21 protein-coding genes and 1 pseudogene are annotated in these 21,159 nt (G+C 69.6%); 7 read left to right on the plus strand and 15 right to left on the minus strand.

What is annotated here, in order from left to right:
- Positions 1-546: 546 nt before the first annotated feature.
- Positions 547-687, minus strand: a complete 141-nt coding sequence (locus Amac_RS46150) for a hypothetical protein (RefSeq protein ID WP_155360791.1) — start codon at positions 685-687, stop codon at positions 547-549.
- Between the two features lie 103 nt (positions 688-790).
- Positions 791-1,657 carry a hypothetical protein gene (locus Amac_RS46155; RefSeq protein ID WP_155360792.1) on the minus strand — a complete coding sequence of 289 codons (867 nt, stop codon included), beginning with the start codon at positions 1,655-1,657 and terminating at the stop codon, positions 791-793.
- A gap of 48 nt (positions 1,658-1,705) precedes the next feature.
- On the opposite strand from Amac_RS46155, the gene Amac_RS46160 reads away from it, so the two are divergent.
- On the plus strand, positions 1,706-2,065 hold the full coding sequence (locus Amac_RS46160) for a hypothetical protein (RefSeq protein ID WP_155360793.1): 360 nt from the start codon (positions 1,706-1,708) through the stop codon (positions 2,063-2,065).
- A 25-nt stretch (positions 2,066-2,090) separates the two neighbouring features.
- On the plus strand, positions 2,091-2,564 hold the full coding sequence (locus tag Amac_RS46165) for a GNAT family N-acetyltransferase (protein WP_246269143.1): 474 nt from the start codon (positions 2,091-2,093) through the stop codon (positions 2,562-2,564).
- A 5-nt stretch (positions 2,565-2,569) separates the two neighbouring features.
- Here the strand turns inward: Amac_RS46165 and Amac_RS46170 are convergent, their stop codons facing one another.
- Positions 2,570-3,346, minus strand: coding sequence for an SDR family oxidoreductase (locus Amac_RS46170; protein WP_155360795.1), 777 nt, complete (start codon positions 3,344-3,346; stop codon positions 2,570-2,572).
- Positions 3,347-3,561: 215 nt separating this feature from the next.
- Here Amac_RS46170 and Amac_RS46175 point away from each other — a divergent pair.
- A pseudogene (locus tag Amac_RS46175) lies at positions 3,562-4,011 on the plus strand (Clp protease N-terminal domain-containing protein); the annotation flags it as partial.
- Positions 4,012-4,239: 228 nt separating this feature from the next.
- On the opposite strand, the gene Amac_RS46180 reads toward Amac_RS46175, so the two are convergent.
- Positions 4,240-4,812, minus strand: a complete 573-nt coding sequence (locus tag Amac_RS46180; protein WP_155360797.1) for a TetR/AcrR family transcriptional regulator — start codon at positions 4,810-4,812, stop codon at positions 4,240-4,242.
- Between the two features lie 92 nt (positions 4,813-4,904).
- Here Amac_RS46180 and Amac_RS46185 point away from each other — a divergent pair, with 92 nt between their 5' ends.
- Positions 4,905-5,855 carry an oxidoreductase gene (locus Amac_RS46185; RefSeq protein ID WP_155360798.1) on the plus strand — a complete coding sequence of 317 codons (951 nt, stop codon included), beginning with the start codon at positions 4,905-4,907 and terminating at the stop codon, positions 5,853-5,855.
- A gap of 15 nt (positions 5,856-5,870) precedes the next feature.
- Complete coding sequence (locus Amac_RS46190; protein ID WP_155360799.1) at positions 5,871-6,683, plus strand: SDR family NAD(P)-dependent oxidoreductase; 813 nt, start codon at positions 5,871-5,873, stop codon at positions 6,681-6,683.
- Between the two features lie 6 nt (positions 6,684-6,689).
- Here the strand turns inward: Amac_RS46190 and Amac_RS46195 are convergent, their stop codons facing one another.
- Positions 6,690-7,721 carry a GNAT family N-acetyltransferase gene (locus Amac_RS46195; RefSeq protein WP_155360800.1) on the minus strand — a complete coding sequence of 344 codons (1,032 nt, stop codon included), beginning with the start codon at positions 7,719-7,721 and terminating at the stop codon, positions 6,690-6,692.
- Between the two features lie 190 nt (positions 7,722-7,911).
- Between Amac_RS46195 and Amac_RS46200 the strand changes: the two genes are divergently transcribed.
- Positions 7,912-9,303 carry an NAD(P)/FAD-dependent oxidoreductase gene (locus Amac_RS46200; protein ID WP_155360801.1) on the plus strand — a complete coding sequence of 464 codons (1,392 nt, stop codon included), beginning with the start codon at positions 7,912-7,914 and terminating at the stop codon, positions 9,301-9,303.
- A 2-nt stretch (positions 9,304-9,305) separates the two neighbouring features.
- Entirely contained in the window at positions 9,306-10,904 is a 1,599-nt protein-coding gene (locus tag Amac_RS46205; protein ID WP_155360802.1) for an amidohydrolase, read from the plus strand.
- A 51-nt stretch (positions 10,905-10,955) separates the two neighbouring features.
- On the opposite strand, the gene Amac_RS46210 is transcribed toward Amac_RS46205, so the two are convergent.
- The 10 genes from Amac_RS46210 to Amac_RS46255 all read right to left on the minus strand — a co-directional run bounded on the left by Amac_RS46210 (position 10,956) and on the right by Amac_RS46255 (position 21,079).
- Positions 10,956-11,303 carry an RNA polymerase-binding protein RbpA gene (locus tag Amac_RS46210; RefSeq protein ID WP_155360803.1) on the minus strand — a complete coding sequence of 116 codons (348 nt, stop codon included), beginning with the start codon at positions 11,301-11,303 and terminating at the stop codon, positions 10,956-10,958.
- 71 nt (positions 11,304-11,374) lie between these two features.
- Positions 11,375-11,605, minus strand: coding sequence for a preprotein translocase subunit SecG (secG, locus tag Amac_RS46215; protein ID WP_155351632.1), 231 nt, complete (start codon positions 11,603-11,605; stop codon positions 11,375-11,377).
- Between the two features lie 104 nt (positions 11,606-11,709).
- Complete coding sequence (gene tpiA / locus Amac_RS46220; protein ID WP_155360829.1) at positions 11,710-12,495, minus strand: triose-phosphate isomerase; 786 nt, start codon at positions 12,493-12,495, stop codon at positions 11,710-11,712.
- The gene (locus tag Amac_RS46225; protein ID WP_155360804.1) at positions 12,479-13,681 is read right to left on the minus strand and encodes a phosphoglycerate kinase; all 1,203 of its coding nucleotides are present in this window, start codon (positions 13,679-13,681) and stop codon (positions 12,479-12,481) included. Before Amac_RS46225 ends, tpiA begins: the two co-directional genes overlap by 17 nt.
- Positions 13,681-14,685 (minus strand): type I glyceraldehyde-3-phosphate dehydrogenase, encoded by a 1,005-nt coding sequence (gene gap, locus Amac_RS46230; RefSeq protein WP_155360805.1) that lies wholly within the window; start codon positions 14,683-14,685, stop codon positions 13,681-13,683. Before gap ends, Amac_RS46225 begins: the two co-directional genes overlap by 1 nt.
- Positions 14,686-14,864: 179 nt before the next feature.
- Positions 14,865-15,845, minus strand: coding sequence for a DNA-binding protein WhiA (gene whiA, locus Amac_RS46235; RefSeq protein ID WP_155351629.1), 981 nt, complete (start codon positions 15,843-15,845; stop codon positions 14,865-14,867).
- A 143-nt stretch (positions 15,846-15,988) separates the two neighbouring features.
- Entirely contained in the window at positions 15,989-16,933 is a 945-nt protein-coding gene (locus Amac_RS46240; protein ID WP_155360806.1) for a gluconeogenesis factor YvcK family protein, read from the minus strand.
- On the minus strand, positions 16,930-17,802 hold the full coding sequence (rapZ, locus tag Amac_RS46245; RefSeq protein WP_155351627.1) for an RNase adapter RapZ: 873 nt from the start codon (positions 17,800-17,802) through the stop codon (positions 16,930-16,932). The genes Amac_RS46240 and rapZ overlap by 4 nt, the downstream gene beginning before the upstream one ends.
- A gap of 10 nt (positions 17,803-17,812) precedes the next feature.
- Entirely contained in the window at positions 17,813-19,711 is a 1,899-nt protein-coding gene (uvrC, locus tag Amac_RS46250; protein WP_155360807.1) for an excinuclease ABC subunit UvrC, read from the minus strand.
- An 801-nt stretch (positions 19,712-20,512) separates the two neighbouring features.
- Positions 20,513-21,079 (minus strand): Rieske (2Fe-2S) protein, encoded by a 567-nt coding sequence (locus Amac_RS46255; RefSeq protein ID WP_155360808.1) that lies wholly within the window; start codon positions 21,077-21,079, stop codon positions 20,513-20,515.
- Between the last annotated feature and the right edge of the window lie 80 nt (positions 21,080-21,159).

A 21,159-nucleotide genomic window follows, 5' to 3' on the forward strand; every position in this document is an offset into this window, starting at 1 on the left:
GCATCGCACCCAACCCCCGCCCCACCCCGGGCATCGCAACCGACCGCGGCATCGCCCGGGGTATTGCACTCGACCGCGGCATAGACCGGGGTGTCACGCCCGGCTCCGGCCGCGTGCCCCGGACTCACCCCCCGCGCTTGGAGGACGACACACGCCTGCAGGCAGACACCACCGGACAACCCCACCCCCCCACGAGCGCGGCCAGATCAGCACCATGGGCGCGGAGACAGTGATCCACAGAAGATCACAAGGAGCCACAGAAGATCACGAGCTGATCGCCATCGGGTCGCCCGCGTGTTCGAGCAGGCTGTGAGCACGGAATCCTCGATCGTGTGGACGCGTTCGCCACGAAGGGGCCGGTCGTTCTCGCACTCTCGCCGAGTTCGGGCCTCCGCTATGAGGACGCCCCACCGGGGTCTGCCTGCCATACAAGAAGCCCGGGGCGAGACATCGTCACGGCTCCGGCCTTCGCTGGGAAGTAGGTCCCGATATCTGACAGGAAGTGACAGCCACCTACAGGCCGACCGACGAGCAGATCCGGGACAATTACGCCCATGGCGCGATCCGCGCCCTCGCCGGACGTGAGAACACCAGCTTGAGTTTCAAGGTGTTGCGGAACGCAGCAATTGTCCGTGGAAGATCGGTGACATCGTTCGATGCCGCGCTCGTGTTCTTCACCAGCAGCACAGCTCTACCAACAGCACAGCTCTACCAGCAGCACAGAGCACTGCCCGGCCATCGAAGATCACTCAACGTAGTCGCGGCCCGAATGTGTCGCACGACGCCTCTTCTACGTGTCCCGGGCCATTTTGCTCGCGGCGGTATCGGCCCGGGCGCGGGCGGCCTCGGCGGTGCGCCGGGCGCGCGACTCGTCACGTTGTGCCGCATCAGCCCGTTTGGTCGCCATCGCGTGTTTCGCCCGCGCGTCGGTCAGCTTGGCCTCCAGTTCCGCTAGTTTCGTCTCCAGGGCGGTCACCTTCGCGGCCCGACGATCCCTTTCCTGTACGGCTTGCGCCAGCTCGCGTGCCCAATCGGCGTGAATCGCCTCCGACTCCGCGACTTCGCGTTCCGCTGCCGCGGCTGCCTCGGCGAGTTCCCGGACCCGGCGTTCCCGCTGCGCTTCAAGGTCTGCGGCCTTGGTCCGGCCGGTGGGGCGTGCGGCCCTCGGCCGATCCGTGACGGGGGCGGGGGCGGGGGCGAAACCGCTGTAGGCGAGGGCGGTGGTGAGGGTCGCCTGCCGTACCTGGGTGGCGGCTTCGGCGTCGACCACGGCGGCGTCGAGGGTTTGTTCCACCTCAGTGAGGGTGGTGAGGCGCTGGCCCGAGGAGGCGGCCAGGTCGGCGATCAGGCGGGCGACGCGGGCGGTGAGGGGGGTTCTGCGGGCGGAGAGGGCGGTGAGGGTCTTGGCGTCCTGGTCCTGCCAGGCTCGGCGTAGGTCCTCGCCCAGGGTGAGGAGTTCGGCGAGCTCCGGCGGATTCTGGCGAGCAAGCTGGTTCACGGCCCAGGCGACGACGGTGGGGCGGCGGAGTTTGCCGATATCGCGGGCCAGTGTGGCGTTTCCTGCGGCTTTGACCTCTTTGGCGAGGGCGTCCCTGGCGGCGGTGAATTCGGCGGGAGGCAGCGCGTAGAGGGTGTCCGCGGCGTCATTGAGATCCACGTACCGACATATACCCAGTCGCGATATATCTCTGGCAGATTGTCAGGTATGGCGGATCCTTCCTTCCCGCGCGACGATCTGCGCGCGACCATCGCGGCGAGGCGCGATCTCGGCCCCGAGTACGAGGCGGCGCTGACCGAGTCCTTCCTCAACCGGATCGAGGCCACCATCGCGGCCCAGGTCGCGGCCGAGGCCTCCCGGCGATTGCCGAACCCCAAGGAGCGGGCCCGGGAGGACCGCGCGGAGGGCGGACGCGCGCTCGGGCTGGCCCTCGGCTCGCTCGGCATCGCCATTCCGCTCACGGCGGGCGCGGCCATCGGCGCCGGCCTGCCGGGGATCATCACGGCCTGGAGCGGCATCGTCCTGGTCAATTTCGCGTACGCGCTCGGGCGGCGCCGCCGCCACTGACATGTGATTTGCTCTAAGGGTGACCATGCTCAAAGGGACCCGGCTGGTCCTGCGGCCCATCGCGGGCGAGGACGTGGCCTGGCTGCTGGCGCACTGGAGCAGGCCGGAGGTCCGGCGGTTCCTCTTCGACGACGAGATCGTCTCGGCGGAGCTGGTGGCGGAGATCCTCGACGAGAGTGACGACGACTTCGCGCGGCATGGGTACGGGTTGTGGCTGCTGCTGGAGGAGGATGCGGCGGTCGGGGTGTGCGGGTTGCGGGCGATGGATGACGGGGCCGAGCTCCTTTACAGTGTAGATCCGTTGCATTGGGGGCGTGGGCTGGCCAGCGAGGCGGCGCGAGCCGTACTCGATCATGTGGGGCCGATTGAGGTGGTCGCGGAGACCGACGCGGGGAACGTGACCTCCGAGCGGGTCGCGACCGCGCTCGGGCTGCGGCTGGAGTCGGAGCGGGCGGGGCCGAACGGCGTGCTCAAACGGTTCGTCCGGCCCGGGTCGTAGGGGCCTCAGCTGGCCTGGGCGGTCGGCATGATCGTGACCTGCTGGAGGTTCACTCGGGGCGGAAGGGTGGCGATGAAGGCGATGACCTCGGCGATGTCCTCCGGGGTCAGCCACTCGATCGTCTTCTTGGAGCCTTCCAGCCACTGCAGGGCGCCCTCGTCGGTGACATGATTCTGGAGTTCGGTGCCGACGATGCCGGGCTCGATCGCGGCGACGCGGACCTTCTTGGGGCCCAGCTCGACGCGCAGGTGGCGGGACAGATGCGTGACATACGCCTTGGTCGCCGAGTAGACGGCGAAGTTCGGGAAAATGTTCTCCGCAGCGATCGACGCGGTGTTGATCAGGTCGGCGACGCCGTGTTCCGCGCCCGCCTCGACGAGTTGCGGGACGAACGCGCCGATGACATTCATGAGGCCGGTGACGTTCAGGTCGATCTGTTCCTGCCACTGGTCGGTGCGCAGTTCCTCGATCGGCGCGGGGAGCATCACGCCCGCGTTGTTGAACAGCAGGTCGGCGCCGCCCAGCTCGCCCGCCACCCGGTCGGCCACCGCGCGTACGGCTCCGGCGTCGGTGACGTCCACGGCCATCGCGACCGCGCTGCCGTCGCTCTTGGCGATCCGCTCGACCAGGCTGTCCAGCCGGTCGGCGCGGCGGGCCAGGAGCGCGACCGTGGCGCCCAAGCCGGCCAGGCGCTCAGCCGACGCCTCGCCGATGCCGCTGGACGCGCCGGTGATGACCGCCACCCGGCCCTCCAGAGGCTGGGAATCCGTGTGCGTGGACATCGTCGTCCCACCTTTCTGAGCAGCTGAAAGGGTCCAGTTCCATGACATCACCGCGAGTCCCAAACCCGGCCATTGACCAGGCAAGCTCTGTCCCGGCAGGTGCGTCCGGGCGGTCACGGGATCGCCAACCAGAGCGTTCGTGCGTTTCGTCCTGCCCGGATCCGCTGATTCTGGCGCATAGTGGAGACGCGTCTTCTTGATGACGGAGGTCTGCCGTGTTCGAGCGCTTCACCGACCGGTCCCGGCGCGTCGTGGTCCTGGCCCAGGAGGAGGCACGGCTGCTGCAGCACAACTACATCGGCACCGAGCACATCCTGCTGGGGCTGGTACGCGAGGACGAAGGTGTGGCCGCGCAGGCGCTACGGGACTGCGGCATCGATCTCGCGGGGGTACGGGAGAAGGTCCGGGAGGTCATCGGTCTCGGCACTTCCGCGCCCATGGGGCATATCCCGTTCACGCCGCGCGCCAAGAAGGTGCTGGAACTGTCCCTGCGGGAGGCACTCCAGTTCAGCCACAACTACATCGGCACCGAGCACATCCTGCTCGGCCTGATCCGCGAAGGCGAGGGCGTCGCCGCCCAGGTCCTGTACGAGCAGGGCGCCCACCTCCAGCGCGTACGCGAACGAATCCTCGACATCCTCGGCCAGCCCCCCGGCGAACGCCCCGACGAACCCCTGTCCCAGACGTTCGACCCCCTCAGCGCCGCGGTCACCCGCCGAATGAACGTCCAGTACCCACTCCTGCTCCGCATCCAGGCCAGCCTGGACGCCATCAACCGCCGCCTGGACGCCATGGGCGCTCCCCCGGACCCGGGGGTTCCCGTCAAAGAGACCCCGGACGAAGAAACCCCAGAAGAGGAAGCAAGCTAGGGCCGCCTTCGTCAAGTTTCTTGATCACGGGGGTTCTCCCGCGTCGTCCGCCAAGAGGCTGCGCAGGACCAGTTGGACCCAGCGTCGCCGGGCTGGGTCCGGTGTCTCCTCGCCCGGTAGGAGGGTCAGGATGAGCGCCACGTCGTCAGCGGAAACGTCGCGGTAAAGGGCCTTCTGCCGATGGCCGGCCGCCACGATCTGGCGAAGCGCGGCTACCGCGCGGTGCTCGACGTCGTTCAGGGAAGTCCGGACGAGGTCTCCGGCCGCGGCCTTGAGCAACCGGTCCTCCCCTGCCCGGGCAGCCACTGTCGTCACGAGCGCCACCAGCTCGTCGCGGGCGCTGCCGCCGGCGTCCAGGCGAGCTGATACCGCGTCAAGGTCGGCAAGCATCTCCTCGATCCGCTCGCCCACGATGGCCGCGATCAGGTCCGCCTTGGCCGGGAAGTGGCGGTAGAGGGTGCCGACCGCGACGCCGGCCTCGCGGGCGATGTCGTCCATGCCGACGTCGACGCCGTGTGCGGCGATCAGGGCCCGGGCGGCATGAACGATGTTGGTTCGATTCCGCGCCGCGTCCGCGCGCAGTCCCCTGTCAGCCATCGCACCCGAACACCCTTTCACTCCTTGCGCTCAACCTGAACGTTGGTTCATCATAAATCATGAACCATCGTTCAGGTTAGGAGTGATCGAGGATGAGCACAGCACGCGCCTGGTCCATCGCCGGCCTGCCAGACCAGACCGGCAGGACCGTCATCGTCACCGGCGCCAACACCGGCCTCGGCAAGGCGACCGCCCGAGCGCTGGCCGGCCGGGGCGCCCTCGTGGTGATGGCCTGCCGGAACGAGGCGAAGGCGCTGGCCGCGCGAAACGAGCTCACCGCAACCGGCGTCGATCCCCGGCAGCTCGCGGTACGCCGGCTGGATCTCGGCGACCAAGCCAGCGTGCGCGGCTTCGCCGAGGGGTTCCTCGCCGAGCACGACCGGCTGGATCTGCTCATCAACAACGCGGGGCTCAGCGGCACCAGGTACGCCAAGACGGTGGACGGCTACGAGACCCAGTTCGGCGTCAATCACCTGGGGCACATGGCACTCACCCTGCGGCTCCTGCCGGCCGTGGTGGCGACGCCCGGCTCCCGGGTGGTCACGCTCTCCAGCGGCGCGCACCGGTTCGGCCGGATCAGGTTCGACGATCCCCACTTCGACCGGGGCGGGTACCGGGCCTTCCCCGCATATGCGCAGTCCAAGCTGGCGAACTACCTGTTCAGCGCCGAGCTCGGGCGCCGGCTCGCCACGGCCGGGCACCGGACCATCTCGGTGGCCGTCGACCCGGGTTTCGCCCGCACCGAACTCGGCACCAAGCAGGCGAGTCGCACGCAACTACTCGTCATGCGAGTCAGCTACCTGCTTGTCCCGTCCCATTCCGCCGAGACGGGCGCCGGTCCGACCCTCCGGGCCGCCACGGATCCGAACGCGGCCAGCGGGCAGTTGTACGCACCACGCCTGGGCACCCGCGGCGGACCGGTGGCGCAACGGCCCAGCCGCCGTACCACCGGAGACCCGCAGGTCGCCGCCCGGCTATGGGACGCGTCGCTGACCATGCTCGGCCTAGAACCCCCAGCCGTACTCGCCCATACCGACCGCTGAGCACAGGAGCTTTCGATGAAGGAACTCGACACCAAGACGGCATTGGTCACCGGAGCCGCCGGCGGCATCGGGCTCGCCCTCGCCGAACGCTTCGCCGCGGAAGGGATGTCCGTCGTGCTGGCCGACATCGACACCGCGGGGCTCACCACGGCCACGCGAAGGCTCACCGAACGGGGCGCCGCCGCTTTGTCCGTGACGACGGACGTCACCGACCCCGCGTCGGTGCGGGCGCTCGCCGAGGCGGCCCGGGAGCGGTTCGGTACGGTCGACGTGCTGTGCGCCAACGCGGGGGTCGCCGGACCGTGGTCCGACGCCGAATGGACCATTCCTCCGGCCGAGTGGCAGCGGGTGTTCGCCGTCAACGTCCTGGGCGTCGTGCACAGCCTGGCAGCCTTCGTGCCCCACATGATCGCCAGTGGTTCGCCCGGACACATCGTGGTCACGACGTCGCTGGCCAGCTACCTCACCACACCGTCAGCGGCACCGTACTTCGCCAGCAAGCATGCCGCTTTGTCCATTGTGGAAACGCTGCGGTTGCAGCTGGCGGCGCGCAACGCGCCGATCGGAGTGTCCGTACTATGCCCGGACCGGGTACGGACCCGGGTCATCGAGCGCGAACTCGCCCACCAGTACGGGCCGGACGCGGCGGCCTCAGCCATCGACCCCTTCGCCGGCCCGGCCGTGCTCGAACCCGACCAGGTCGCCGCCATCGTGATCGACGGCATCCGCGCCGAGCGCTACCTGCTCCTCACCCACGACAGCTCCCGCGCTCAGATCCAAGCGCGGCTCGACAAGCTCAACGCCGGCCTCAACGAGCCGGCGAGCTAGGGATGCCTAGGACGGCGTCGCCGCCGTCAGTACCCCCACAGGGATACGGGCCTCGAGAACGCCTGGGTCCTCGGTGTAGTTGAGGGTCGCGCCCAAGGACAGCAGGAGGCGGCGCATGCGGGTGTTGTCGGAGAGGAGGCTGGCGCGGACTTCGGCGAAGCCCAGGTCGCGGGCCTCGGTGAGGAGGGTGCGGGCCAGGGCGGTGCCGAGGCCGCGGCCTTGCCAGCGGTCTTCGATGAGGAAGGCGAATTCGGCGATGCCGGGGTCGGGGGTGAAGTTGAGGGAGGCGAGGGCGACGAACTGGCCGTCGCGGCCGGCGACGATGGAGTGGCCGCGTTTGCGGTCGCAGAGGTGGTCGAAGATGCGGGGGGTGAGGGTGGGCATGGCGGTGAAGTAGCGGAAGCGGCGGGATTCGGGCGAGCAGCGTTCGTGCAGGTCGCGCACGGCTTCGCGGTAGAGCGGGTTGAGGGGTTTGACCTGGACCTCGGCGCCGTCGGGCAAGCGGATGACGTGGTCGGCGGCGGGCTGGTCGGCGGGGGGCTGGGCGAGGCGGACGAGGGCGGCGGCGCGGGCGGCCTCGGTGAGGGTGAAGGGGAGGCCGGAGCGGCGCAGGCGGATGGAGCGGCGCGGGGCGACGGGCACGGTCAGCAGGGTCGGATCCGGCATTCCGGAGATGTCCGAGCCGAAGATCCAGCGGGCGTCGTCGGCGCGCAGGAGTTCGCGCAGGATCTCGGGAAGCCGCCAGGGCATCGCGCGCAGGCGGGCCGCCAGGAGCAGGGCGCGGGTGGGTTCGTCGGTGAGCTCGTGCGCGCTGGCGGGCAGGACGAGGACGCGGCGGCCCCCGGCTTCCTCCAGCGCCGCGCGGACGTCCTCGGCCGAGGCGGGAATCTCGGCGACGAATTCGTCCACCGTGCCGTCGGTGTCGGGTTGCACGGACAGCCCGAGTATGTTGCCCCCCTTCTCGGCCAGCGCCGAGGCGAGCGAGGCCAGCCGTCCGGGACGTTCGTCCACCGTCGTACGAATGCGCAGGAACCCCATGAATTCCGCTCCTTCCATCGCGGACAAGCCTGCCGGACAACTGTTACACGATTGCTACACAAGGGTGTGGCGGTCGTTTCTTTACCAAGAAATCACTACAAATCTTCGCTTCTCGCGGCGACATGGGGGATCGGCCGCGACTTCCGTCGCCAGATGCGGAGACTATGACGGATATAGCAGGATGAGCGTCATGAACGCTCCGCTCGCTCCGGGTTTCGTCAACGGGGACGTGTCCTTCTGGTATCGCTCGATCGGGGTGCCCGCACCCACCGAACCCCTGGCCGGGGACGTACAGGCGGACGTCGCCATCGTCGGCGCCGGATATACCGGCCTATGGACGGCGTACTACCTCAAGAAGCTCGACCCGGCCCTGCGAATCGTCGTCCTGGAGAAGGAGTTCGCGGGGTTCGGCGCGTCCGGCCGCAACGGCGGCTGGCTGGCGGGGCTGCTCCCGGGCTCCGCCGCGAGGTACGCGAAACACCACGGACGGGACACCGCGCTCCGGTTCCAGCGGGAGATGTTCGCCGCCGTCGACGAGGTGATCCGGGTCGCCCAGGCGGAGGGCATCGACGCCGACCTGGTCAAAGACGGCCTGTTCAACGTCGCCAGGACCCCCGCCCAGGCCGCCCGGCTGCGCGCCGAGATCGTCGACCAGCGCTCCTGGGGCTGGACCCCCGAGGACGTCGACCTGCTCAGCACCCGCGAGATGGCCGCGAGGATCAACGTCGAAGGAGCCCTGGCCGCGTCCTGGAGCCCGCACTGCGCCAGGATCCAGCCGGCCCTGCTGGCCAGAGGGCTGGCGCGAGCCGTACGGAACCTGGGGGTTGAGCTCCACGAGCGCACGCCGGTCACGGAGATCGCGCGAGGCCGAGCGGTCACGCCCGGCGGAACGGTCAGCGCGGACCTGGTGCTGCGCTGCACCGAGGGTTTCACCGCCGCCGTGCCGGGCCACCACCGCGACTGGCTCCCGATGAACAGCTCGATGATCGTCACCGAGCCGCTGAACAACTGGGACGAGATCGGCTGGAGCGGCCGCGAACTGCTCGGCGACATGGCCCACTACTACATGTACGCCCAGCGCACCGCCGACGACAGGATCGCCTTCGGCGGCCGCGGCCGCCCCTACCTGTACGGCTCCCGCCTGGACGACCGCGGCCACACCCACGACTGGACCGTCGACGCCCTCTGGCACCTCCTGACCTCGTTCTTCCCGGCGGTGAAGACCGCCAGAGTGGAACACGCCTGGTCCGGCGTCCTCGGCGTGCCCCGCGACTGGTGCGCCACGGTCGGCCTGGACCGCTCGACCGGCCTCGGCTGGGCGGGCGGCTACACCGGCCACGGCGTCACCGCCACCAACCTGGCCGGGCGCACCCTGGCCGACCTGGCCCTCGGCCGCGCCACCGACCTCACCACCCTCCCCTGGGTCGGCAGGCGGGTACGCCGCTGGGAGCCGGAGCCCCTGCGCTGGCTGGGCGTGCACGCGATGTACCGTCTCTACCGGCTCGCCGACGCCCGGGAGGCCACCGGCACGCCGCGCACCTCCGTTCTCGCCCGCATCGCCGACATGATCACAGGACACTGAACATGACCGACCTGCTCTTCCGCGGTGGCCGCGCCTTCACCCCCGAGGGTTTCGCCGAGGCGGTCCTGGTCCGCGACGGCCGCATCGCCGCCGTCGGCCGGGAATCCGATCTGGTACGGCTCGCGCCGCACGCCGAGCCGTACGACCTGGACGGCGGCCTGCTCACCCCCGGCTTCACCGACGCCCACATCCACCCGATCCAGGCCGGCCTGGAACGCGCCCAGTGCGAGCTGTCGGAGGTGTTCGGCCTGGACGCCTACACCACCCTCATCGCCGACTACGCCACACAGAATCCGCATAAATCATGGATTGATGGCGGTGGCTGGGATATGTCCGCCTTTCCTGGGGGATTGCCGCACCGGACGCAGCTGGATTTCCTGGACCGCCCGGCGTACCTCATCCAGCGCGACCATCACGCGGCCTGGGTGAACACGCGAGCCCTCGAACGCGCCGGGATCACCAAGGACACCCCCGACCCCGCCGACGGCCGGATCGAACGCGACCCCGACGGCGCCCCCTCCGGCGTCCTGCACGAGGGCGCGATGGACCTGGTCGGCCTCCTGACCCCCCGCCCCACCCCCGCCGACCAGGCCGCCGCCCTCCTGGACGCCCAGCGGCACCTGTTCTCCCTCGGCATCACCGGCTGGCAGGACGCCATCGTCGGCTCCTACGCGGGCTCCGACGACCAGCTCCCCACCTACCTCGCCGCCGCCGCCGACGGCACCCTGAAAGCCCGCGTCGTCGGCGCCCTCTGGTGGGACCGCGCCCAGGGCGCCGAGCAGATCGCCGCCCTGGCCGCCAGAAGAGCCTCCGCCGAAGGCCTGGACCGCTTCCGCGCCACCGCCGTCAAGATCATGCAGGACGGCATCGCGGAGAACTTCACCGCCGCCGTCATCGAGCCCTACTGCCGCTGCGGCGGCACCGGCCTCTCCTACGTCGACCCCCAACGCCTGGGCGGCTACGTCAAGGAACTGGACACCCTCGGCTTCCAGGTCCACTTCCACGCAATCGGCGAGCGCGCCGTCCGCGAGGCGCTCGACGCCCTCACCGGCACCAACCCCGCCAACCGCCACCACATCGCCCACCTGCAGATCGTCACCCCGCCCGACGTCCCCCGCTTCGCCGCCCTGAACGTCACCGCCAACCTGCAGCCCCTCTGGGCCACCCACCACGCCCAGATGGACGAGCTCTGCATCCCCTACCTGGGCTTCCCGCGCTCCGACTGGCAGTATCCGTTCGCCGACCTGGTCGCCCACGGCACCCGCCTGGCGGCGGGCTCCGACTGGCCGGTCTCCTCCGCCGACCCCATCCAGGCCATGCACGTCGCCGTGAACCGCACCGAACCTCCCGGCTCCCACAATTCCGGGTACCCGACCGCGGCGACCCCGTTCCTCCCCGGCCAGAGCCTCACCCTGCGCACGATCCTGACCGCGTACACCTCCGGCTCAGCCTGGCTCAACGACTCCCCCGCGGGCATCCTCGAACCCGGCCGCCCCGCCGACCTGGCCGTCCTCGACCGCGACCCGTTCACCCTCGACCCCACCGACATCTGGACGACCCGCGTCACCGCCACCTTCGTGGACGGCGAGCAGGTCCACTGAATGGCTGAAGCCCCCGACTTGGTGGAAGTCGGGGGCCTCAGGCCGTACCAGCTAGTAAATCGGGCGAGAAGACGAGCGCAGTCGCTCCAGCGCCTCCGCGAGGATCTGGGCGCCGTCATTGTCGCTACGGCGTTCCTTCACATACGCGAGATGCGTCTTGTACGGCTCGTTCCGCGGCGGAGCGGGCGGGTTGGCCTCGTCCTGACCGGCCGGCAGCCCGCACCGGGGACAGTCCCAGTGCTCGGGCACGGCCGCGTCACTGGCGAAGCTGGGCCGCGTCTCGTGCAGGTTCGCGCACCAGAACGAGACCCGCACGCGGGGGGCCGCCTCGCCACGCTCGGCCTCGCCCATCGGACCGGCGCCGACTCGGCTGCCACGGATCGCGTTGCCACTACCCACGGATGAACTCCTCCTCGATCGCCCCGCGAGAATAGCGGGGGAGAAATGAATCTATGTCACGCGGCGGACTGCTACGGCTTGAGTAGCAGGCCGAGCGCGATGATGCACACGAACCACACGGAACCCGTGATGATCGTGAGGCGGTCGAGGTTACGTTCCACGACGGACGAGCCACCGAACGACGACGCGAAGCCACCGCCGAACATGTCCGTCAGACCTCCGCCTTTGCCCTTGTGGAGCAGGACGAGAAGGATCATGAGGAGGCTCGACAGAATGAGCGCGATGGAGATTCCGATAGTCACCGTAGACCTGTTCCCGGTAGCGCCTTATGCGGCATGACGACGATTCAATCTTGCTCTTTGAAGGGTACGACTTGTTGTCAAGTCGCACCCCCTAAACCGATGAGCTAGCCCGACATCTCGCCAAAACGGCAAATTTTGACGAACTCTCCCGGGTCCAGACTAGCTCCGCCGACGAGCGCGCCGTCGACATCGGGCTTGGCCATGATCCCCGCAGTGTTGTCGGACTTCACCGAACCTCCGTAAAGGATACGGACGGCGTCGGCCACCTCGCGGTCATAGAGCCCGGCGAGTCGCGTCCGGATGGCCCCGCAGACCTCCTGCGCGTCCTCCGGGGTGGCGACCTCCCCGGTGCCGATGGCCCACACCGGCTCGTACGCGATGACGATCGACTTCACCTGCTCGGCGCTGACACCCGCCAGCGCCCCGTCCACCTGCGCGATCGTGTACGGCACCTGGTCCCCGGCCTGCCGGATGGGCAGCCCCTCCCCCACGCACAGGATCGGCGTGATCCCGTGCCGGTAGGCGGCCTTCACCTTGGCGTTGACCAGCGCGTCGTCCTCGGCGTGGTACTGCCGCCGCTCGGAGTGCCCGGCCAGGACGAACGCGCAGCCGAGCTTGGCCAGCTGGGCCCCGGAGATCTCCCCGGTGTAGGCGCCGGCGTCGTGCGCGGACAGGTCCTGCGCGCCGTACTCGATCCGGAGCTTGTCGCCGTCCACCAGGGTCTGCACGCTGCGCAGGTCGGTGAACGGGGGCAGCACCGCGACCTCGACCTTGTCGAAGTCCTTGTCGGTGAACGAGAACGCCAGCTCCTGAACCAGCTTGATCGCCTCAAGGTGGTTCTTGTTCATCTTCCAGTTGCCGGCGATCAGCGGTTTACGACTCAACGTGATCGTCCTCCAGCGCGGCCAGGCCCGGCAGGGTCTTGCCCTCAAGGTATTCGAGGGAAGCGCCGCCTCCCGTGGAAATGTGGGAGAACCCGTCCTCGGGCAGGCCCAGCCTGCGCACGGCCGCGGCCGAGTCGCCGCCGCCGACGACCGTGAACGCGTCCGAGGCGATCAGGGCCTCGGCGACCGCGCGGGTGCCCCCGGCGAACGCGTCGAACTCGAACACGCCCATCGGGCCGTTCCAGAACACCGTCCTGGCGTCGGCCAGCTTGCTCGCGAACAGCTCGCGGGTGCGCGGGCCGATGTCCAGGCCCTCCTTGTCGGCGGGGATCGCGGTGGCGTCCACCACCTCGAACGCGGCGTCCGGCGCGAAACCGTCGGCGGCCAGCACGTCCACCGGCAGCACCAGGTCGACCCCGCGCGCGGCGGCCTCGTCCAGGAAGCCGCGCACGTCGCCGAGCTTCTCCTCCTGCAGGAGCGAGTTGCCCACCTCGTGCCCCTGCGCCTTGAGGAAGGTGTAGGCCATGCCGCCGCCGATGAGCAGCCGGTCCACCTTGGTCAGCAGGTTGGCGATGACGCCGAGCTTGTCGGACACCTTCGCCCCGCCGAGCACCACCACGTAGGGGCGGGCCGGGTCCTCGGTGAGCTTCTTCAGCACCTCGACCTCGGCCAGCACCAGGCCGCCCGCCGCGTGCGGCAGCAGCCGGGGCACGTTGTAGACCGAGGCGTGCTTGCGGTGCACGGCCCCGAAGCCGTCACCCACGTAGAGGTCGGCGAGCGCGGCCAGCTTGCCCGCGAACAGGGCGCGCTCCGCGTCGTCCTTGGACTCCTCGCCCGGCTCGAAGCGCAGGTTCTCCAGCAGCGCCACCTGGCCGTCGCGCAGGCCCGCCATCGTGGCCTGGGCGGACTCGCCCACCACGTCGGTGGCGAAGTCCACCGGCTCGCCGAGCAGCTCGGCCAGGCGCTTCGCGACGGGGGCGAGCGAGAACTTCGGGTTCGGCGACCCCTTCGGCCGGCCCAGGTGCGCGCAGACGATCACCATCGCGCCGCGATCGACCAGGTTGCGGATCGTGGGCACCGAGGCCCGGATCCGGCCGTCATCGGTGATCGTCTCCCCGTCCAGCGGCACGTTCAGGTCGGCGCGCACGAGCACGCGCCGACCCTTCACGTCGAGTTCGTCGAGGCCACGCATCAGAGTGAGGCACCCACGTACTCGATGAGGTCCACCAGGCGGTTGGAGTAGCCCCACTCGTTGTCGTACCAGCCGACGACCTTCGCCTGGTTGCCGATGACCTTGGTCAGGCCGGCGTCGAAGATGCAGGAGGAGGGGTCGGTGACGATGTCGGCGGAGACGATGTCGTCCTCGGTGTAGCTGAGGTAGCCCTTGAGGGCGCCCTCGGCGGCGGCCTTGAACGCGGCGTTGACGTCCTCGACGGTGACCTCGCGCTTGAGCTCCACGGTGAGGTCGGTGGCCGAGCCCGTGGGGATCGGCACGCGCAGCGCGTAGCCGTCCAGCTTGCCCTTGAGCTCGGGCAGCACCAGGCCGATGGCCTTGGCCGCGCCGGTGGAGGTGGGCACGATGTTGATCGCGGCCGCGCGGGCCCGCCGCAGGTCGCTGTGCGGCCCGTCCTGCAGGTTCTGGTCCTGGGTGTACGCGTGGATCGTGGTCATCAGGCCCTTCTCGATGCCGAAGGTGTCGTTGAGCACCTTCGCGAGCGGGGCCAGGCAGTTGGTGGTGCAGGAGGCGTTGGAGATGATCGTGTGCGCCGCCGGGTCGTACGTCCCGTGGTTGGCGCCCATCACGATCGTGACGTCCTCGTTCTTCGCCGGAGCGGAGATGATGACCTTCTTGGCGCCGTTCTCGGCGTGCACCTTGGCCTTGTTGGCGTCGGTGAAGAAGCCGGTCGACTCCACGACCACGTCCACGCCCAGGTCGCCCCAGGGCAGCTTGGCCGGGTCGCGCTCGGCGAACGCCTTGATGGCCTTGCCGTCCACCGTGATCTCGTCAGCCGACGCCTTCACCTCGTACGGCAGGCGGCCCAGGATGCTGTCGTACTTCAGCAGGTGGGCGAGCGTGGCATTGTCGGTCAGGTCGTTGACAGCGACGATCTCGATGTCCTTGCCGCTGGCGGCGGCAGCACGCCAGAAGTTGCGGCCGATACGGCCGAAGCCGTTCACGCCTACGCGGATGCTCACGTGATCCGATCTCCTCATGCGTCGTTACGTGACTGAAACCTCGGTGCAGACCCTATCGGACTGAAATTGGTTTAGACCACGCGAGGGTCCCACAGGTCGAGACGTCATAAAACTGACACTAAATCTTACAGTTTGCCGTAAACCGTCCCGCTTCCGGGGGCCCGCTCTTCCTCGGCTGATCAGCCCGAGAGCATGTCCGCGGTCAAGTTCGCCTCCGTGTTGGGCAGCCCGAGGTCCTGGGCGCGTTTGTCGGCCATCGCGAGCAGGCGGCGGATCCGCCCGGCGATCGCGTCCTTGGTCAGCGGCGGGTCGGCGATCTGGCCGAGTTCCTCCAGGGACGCCTGCTTGTGCTCCACCCGCAGCCGCCCCGCCACCACCAGATGCTCTGGGGCGTCGTCGCCGAGGATCTCCAGGGCGCGCTGCACCCGGGCCCCGGCGGCCACCGCCGCGCGGGCCGAGCGGCGCAGGTTGGCGTCGTCGAAGTTGGCCAGCCGGTTGGCGGTGGCCCGCACCTCGCGGCGCATCCGCCGCTCCTCCCAGGCCAGCACGCTGTCGTGGGCGCCGAGCCGGGTCAGCAGCGCGCTGATCGCGTCCCCGTCCCTGACCACCACCCGGTCCACGCCGCGCACCTCGCGCGCCTTGGCGTGGATCTTCAACCGGCGGGCCGAGCCGACCAGCGCCAGCGCGGCCTCCGGCCCCGGGCAGGTCACCTCCAGCGACATCGACCTGCCCGGCTCGGTCAGCGAGCCGTGCGCCAGGAACGCCCCCCGCCAGGCCGCCTCCGCGTCGCAGGTCGCCCCCGAGACCACCTGGCGGGGCAGGCCCCGCACCGGGCGGCCGTGGTTGTCGATCAGGCCGGTCTGCCGGGCCAGGGCCTCGCCGTCCTTGTAGACCCGGACCACGTACCGGGAGCCCTTCCGCAGCCCGGCCGGGGCCAGCACGAGCACCTCGGCCTTGTGACCGAAGACCTCGCCGATGTCCTTGATGAGCCGCCGCGCCGTCACGTTGGTGTCGAGTTCGGCCTCGATGACGATCCTGCCCCCGACCAGGTGCAGGCCGCTGGCGAAGCGCAGCAGCGTGGACACCTCGGCCTTGCGGCAGCAGGGTTTCAACACGGGAAGGCGACTCAGTTCATCCTTCACTACACCCGTCATCGCCATCGCCAGTGTCCTCCCCGAGAATATGTGTGTCGGCAATCAACCGGTGGCTTCGCTAAGGCCGTCGGGGGTTGTCGCTTCCCCACGCTACTCAGATCAGGCACCGGAGCGCCGTGGTCAGTCTCTCGCACCCCGGGCAGGGAGGATCACCGCTTCTCGCGGAAAATCTCGTCCAGGACCTGGGCAAGACGGGGTGCATCGTGCCGCGCGGACCCGTCAGATGCTCCCACATCAGCCAATACCAGGCGTCCGCCGAGGGCGACCGCAGCCTTCTCCAGCTCGGTCGGGTCCTCCGTCACCGAGGTGTCGGCCAGGACGGCGTCGACCAGCAAGGCGGGCGCGTGCTGGCGGAGCACCTCCAGATGCTTCTGGGGGGAGAAGCCGTCGGTCTCGCCCGGCTGGGGGGCCAGGTTGAGGATGACCAGGCGGCGGGCGCTCGTCGCGTACAGCGCGCGGGCCAGTTCGGGGACCTTCAGGTGCGGGAGCACGCTGGTGAACCAGGAGCCAGGGCCGAAGACCACCCAGTCGGCGTCGTGGATGGCCTCGATCGCCTCCGGCGAGACCGGCGGGTCGGGCGGCACCAGCGAGATGGCCTGGACCCGGCCGGGGGTGAGCGCGCAGGCGACCTGGCCGCGCACCGTGGTCAGCGTGCCGTCCACCTCGACCTCGGCCTGGATGTCCAGCGGGACGGCGGCCATGGGCAGCACCCGGCCGTGCGCGCCCAGCAGCCGGCCCACCCACTCCAGCGCCTGCACGGGGTCGTCCAGTAATTCCCACAGGGCGACGATCAGCAGGTTCCCGACCGCGTGGCCGTGCAGCTCGCCTTCGCTCCTGAACCGGTGCTGGACCACCCGGCTCCAGGTCTGCCCCCACTCGTCGTCCCCGCACAGCGCGGCCAGCGCCATCCGCAGGTCACCCGGGGGCAGCACGCCCAGTTCGCGTCTGAGCCGCCCGCTGGACCCGCCGTCATCGGCCACCGTGACGACGGCCGTCAGGTCGGCCGTGACCCTTCTGAGCGCCGACAACGACGCGTGCAGCCCGTGGCCGCCCCCCAGCGCGACGACTTTGGCGGCCGGGGCCGGTTCACTCACTCGCGACCCACATCCCGATGGCTCACTTGCACCTCCATGCCGCGCTCGCGCAGCCTGCCGCCCAGTTGCTCCGCCATGGCGACGCTGCGGTGCCTGCCCCCCGTGCAGCCGACGGCCAGCGTGGCGTAGCTCTTGCCCTCGCGGGTGTACCCCGCCGCCACGACGCCGAACAGTTCCTCGTAGCCGTCGAGGAACTCTTTCGCACCGGGCTGCCCCAGAACGTACTCCCTTACCGGGCCGTCGAGCCCGCTCATTGGGCGAAGTTCCGGGACCCAGTGGGGATTGGGCAGGAATCGGCAGTCGACGACGAGGTCGGCGTCGACGGGCAGGCCGTACTTGTAGCCGAAGGAGACGATGTTGACCTTCAGGCCGGGCCGGTCCTCGCCGCCGAAGAAGGAGACGATCTTGCTGCGGAGCTCGTGCACGTTGAGCTTGGAGGTGTCGATCACCAGGTCGGCGTTGGCCCGGACCTCGCGCAGGATGCCGCGCTCGCGGTCGATGCCGTCCACCAGGCGGCCGTCGGCCTGCAGCGGGTGCGGGCGGCGCACGTTCTCGAACCTGCGCACCAGCGCGTCGTCGCTGGCCTCCAGGAACACCACCCGGACCCCGACGCCGCGGCCGTCCAGCTCCTCGATGGCCGCGTTGAGGTCGCTGGTGAAGGCCAGCGAGCGCACATCGACCACGGCGGCCACCTTGTCGGCGGCCAGCTTGACCCGGCCCGCCTCCTCGGCCAGCGAGAACAGCAGCCCGGGCGGCAGGTTGTCGATCACGAACCAGCCGAGGTCCTCCAGCGCCTTCGCGGCCGTGCTCCGCCCGGCCCCGGACATGCCCGTGACGAGCACGAACGCGGGATCACTGGGCTGGTTCATTTCTTCTGGCTCATTTCTCTCCCTGCAACGCCGCGACGATGGCCTCGGCCGTCGAAGGACCGATGCCCGGAACCTCGCGGATCTCCTCGGCGGTGGCGTCGCTCAACCGTTTCACGGATCCGAAGTGTCGCAGAAGTGCTTGCCGCCGCGCTGGGCCAAGGCCGGGAACCTCGTCGAGCGCGCTCTCCTTGAGTGTTCTGGACCGCTTGGCTCGATGGTAGGTGATGGCGAAGCGATGTGCCTCGTCGCGCACGCGTTGCAGCAGGTAAAGGCCCTCACTGGAGCGCGGCAGGATGACCGGCTGGTCGTCGCCCGGCAGCCAGACCTCCTCCAGCCGCTTGGCCAGGCCGCAGACGGCGACGTCGTCCACGCCGAGCTCGTCCAGCGCCCGCTGGGCGGCCGCGGCCTGCGCGGGCCCGCCGTCCACCACGACCAGATTCGGCGGGTACGCGAACTTGCGCGGTTTCCCGGTCTCCGGGTCGATGGGTTCCCCGACGGGCTCCCCGCCGAGCTCCCCGGTGGCGCTGCGCTCCTCCAGGTAGCGCTTGAACCTGCGGGAGATGACCTCGTGGATGGAGGCCACGTCGCCTTCGGCGCTCTTGATCTGGAAGCGGCGGTACTCGCTCTTGCGGGCCAGGCCGTCCTCGAACACGACCATGGAGGCGACCACGTTGGTGCCCTGGATGTGGGAGACGTCGTAGCACTCGATCCGGAGCGGGACCTGGTCGAGTTCCAGCGCGTCCGCGATCTCCTGGAGCGCCTTGCCGCGGGTGGTCAGGTCGCTGGAGCGGCGCAGCTTGTGCTGGGTGAGGGCTTCCTTGGCGTTGCGCTCGACGGTCTCCATGAGGGACTTCTTGTCGCCGCGCTGGGGCACCCTGACGTCGACCCGGGAGCCGCGCTGCTCCTCCAGCAGCTCCAGGACCGCGTCGTGGTCGGGCGGCACGGCCGGGACCAGGATCTCCCTGGGGATCTCGGACTCCGAGTACATCTGGAGCAGGAAGTGCTCCACCAGCTCGCCCGGGGTGGTCTCCTCGACCTTGTCGACCACCCAGCCGCGCTGTCCGCGGATCCGGCCGCCGCGCACGTAGAACACCTGCACGGCGGCTTCCAGGGGGTCTTCGGCCAGGGCGATGACGTCGCAGTCGGTGGCGTCGCCGAGCACGACGGCCTGCTTCTCCAGCGCCTTCTGCAACGCCTGCACGTCGTCCCGCAGCCGGGCGGCCAGCTCGTATTCCTGGACGGCGGAGGCTTCCCGCATCTTGTGTTCGAGCCGCTTGATGAACCGGGTGGTGTTGCCCGCCATGAAGTCGCAGAAGTCCTCGGCGAGGGCGCGGTGCTCGTCCGGGGTGACCCGGCCCACGCACGGCGCCGAGCATCGGTCGATGTAGCCGAGCAGGCACGGCCGCCCGATCTGCCCCGCCCGTTTGAAGACGCCCGACGAGCAGGACCGGATCGGGAAGACCCGCAGCAGCAGATCGACGGTCTCCCGGATCGCCCACGCGTGCGAGTAAGGCCCGAAGTAGCGGGTTCCCTTGCGCTTGGCCCCGCGCAGCACCTGCACGCGGGGGAAGTCCTCCCCCATCGTGACCGCCAGGTACGGATACGACTTGTCGTCGCGGTATTTCACGTTGAAGTGGGGATCGAACTCTTTGATCCACGAGTATTCGAGCTGCAGCGCCTCGACTTCGGTGCGGACCACCGTCCAGTCCACCCGAGCCGCGGTGGTGAGCATCGACTGGGTCCGGAAGTGCAGGCTCGCGAAATCCGCGAAGTAGGAGTTGAGCCGCTGCCGCAGGCTCTTCGCCTTGCCCACGTAGATCACCCGGCCGCCGGGATCCCGGAATCGATAGACCCCAGGCGACTCGGGAATCGATCCGGGCGCTGGCCGATAAGTTGCCGGATCTGCCACTCTCAAAGCCTACTGTCCCGCACCGACAATCCCGTCTGGCCCAGCGAGGCCGACGCCGTGAAGGCGGGCTGGAAGAGACCTACGCCGTCCTCCGTCGCGGGCCAGGGCGATTGCAAAGTCACGCGCCTGAATAGTTCGCCGGATTCCATAGCTATTCAAATCCGGACATTTCGACTCAATCAGGCATGAGTCTGCGACCTTAGAATCCACCCCGGGTGCGAGCAGCCATGACCGGCGTGGGCTCACCCGTCATCGGGGGCGGTCGCGGCCGGGCTCTGCGACCTTGAACCCACCCTGGGTGCGAGCAGCCATGACCGGCGTGGGCTCACCCGTCATCGGGGGCGGTCGCGGCCGGGCTCTGCGACCTTGAACCCACCCTGGGTGCGAGCGGCCATGACCGGCGTGGGCTCACCCGTCATCGGGGGCGGTCGCAGCCGGGCACGGAAGGGCCCGGCCCCGCGCCCACCATGGCGGCGACGCGGGGCCGGTGCGCGCCGAAAGGGCTTCCCGTAGCCGCGGGCAGCCCTCCACCCCAGGAGTATCGGCGCGCGCGAGACCCATCCGGCCACACAGCGGACGGATCTCGCAGTCAATGACCGGGCCGGATATATCCGGCCCAGGGGTTGTATAGGCCAACCCGACGGTCGCGGCCGCGCTGATGGCCGCGAAGGCGAGGAGCGCGCGGGCTCCCCGCCGATCGGTGGCGTTGTGACGTTCTGACGCTGTGGTTTCTCGGTGTGCGGCGTTTCGGTGTGTGGCGTTTCGGTGTGTGGCGTTTCGGTGTTCGGTGTGGTGTGCGGGTCAGGCCAGGACGATGCTGTCGCCGGAGACGCTGATCTGCTTCTCCTCCAGGGGGCCCTTGGCGGGGCCACCGGCCACCGAGCCGTCCTCGATCTTGAAGCGGCTGCCGTGGCAGGGGCAGTTGATGGTGCCGTTGGAGATGCTGGCCACCGTGCAGCCCTGGTGGGTGCAGACGGCCGTGAAGCACTTGAACTGCCCGGCGGTGGGCTGGGTGATCACGACCTTCTCGTTCTCGAAGATCTTGCCGCCGCCCTCCGGGATGTCGGCCGTCTTCGCGAACGCGTCCGCCGGGGGAGCCTCCTCCACCGGGGCCGCCTCTTCGGTCTCAGCTGGGCCCTCAGTCGCGCTGTCCTCGGTCACGTCCGCCGCGGGCGGATCCTCGGCCGGCGGGTCGGCCGGTTCCGCGGCGGTGGTCCCACCTCCCGACTGGTAACCCGTGCACGCCGTCAGCGCGACCGCGAGCCCGGCCCCGCCCACGCCCAGGACCACCGCACGCCGCGTTGGCTCCCGCCGCTCAGCTGTCGAAGCATTCCCGGAAATCGGCAAGGGGTTGCCGGAAGCATCCATGTTTCGCCCTCCACTGGGGTCTGTTGTCATTAAGTACGGCTGTCACCCCGATGAGGGTTCAGCATGCCGCACCAGTAACG

It is taken from the genome of Acrocarpospora macrocephala, assembly GCF_009687865.1.
GTDB classification, from domain to species: domain Bacteria; phylum Actinomycetota; class Actinomycetes; order Streptosporangiales; family Streptosporangiaceae; genus Acrocarpospora; species Acrocarpospora macrocephala.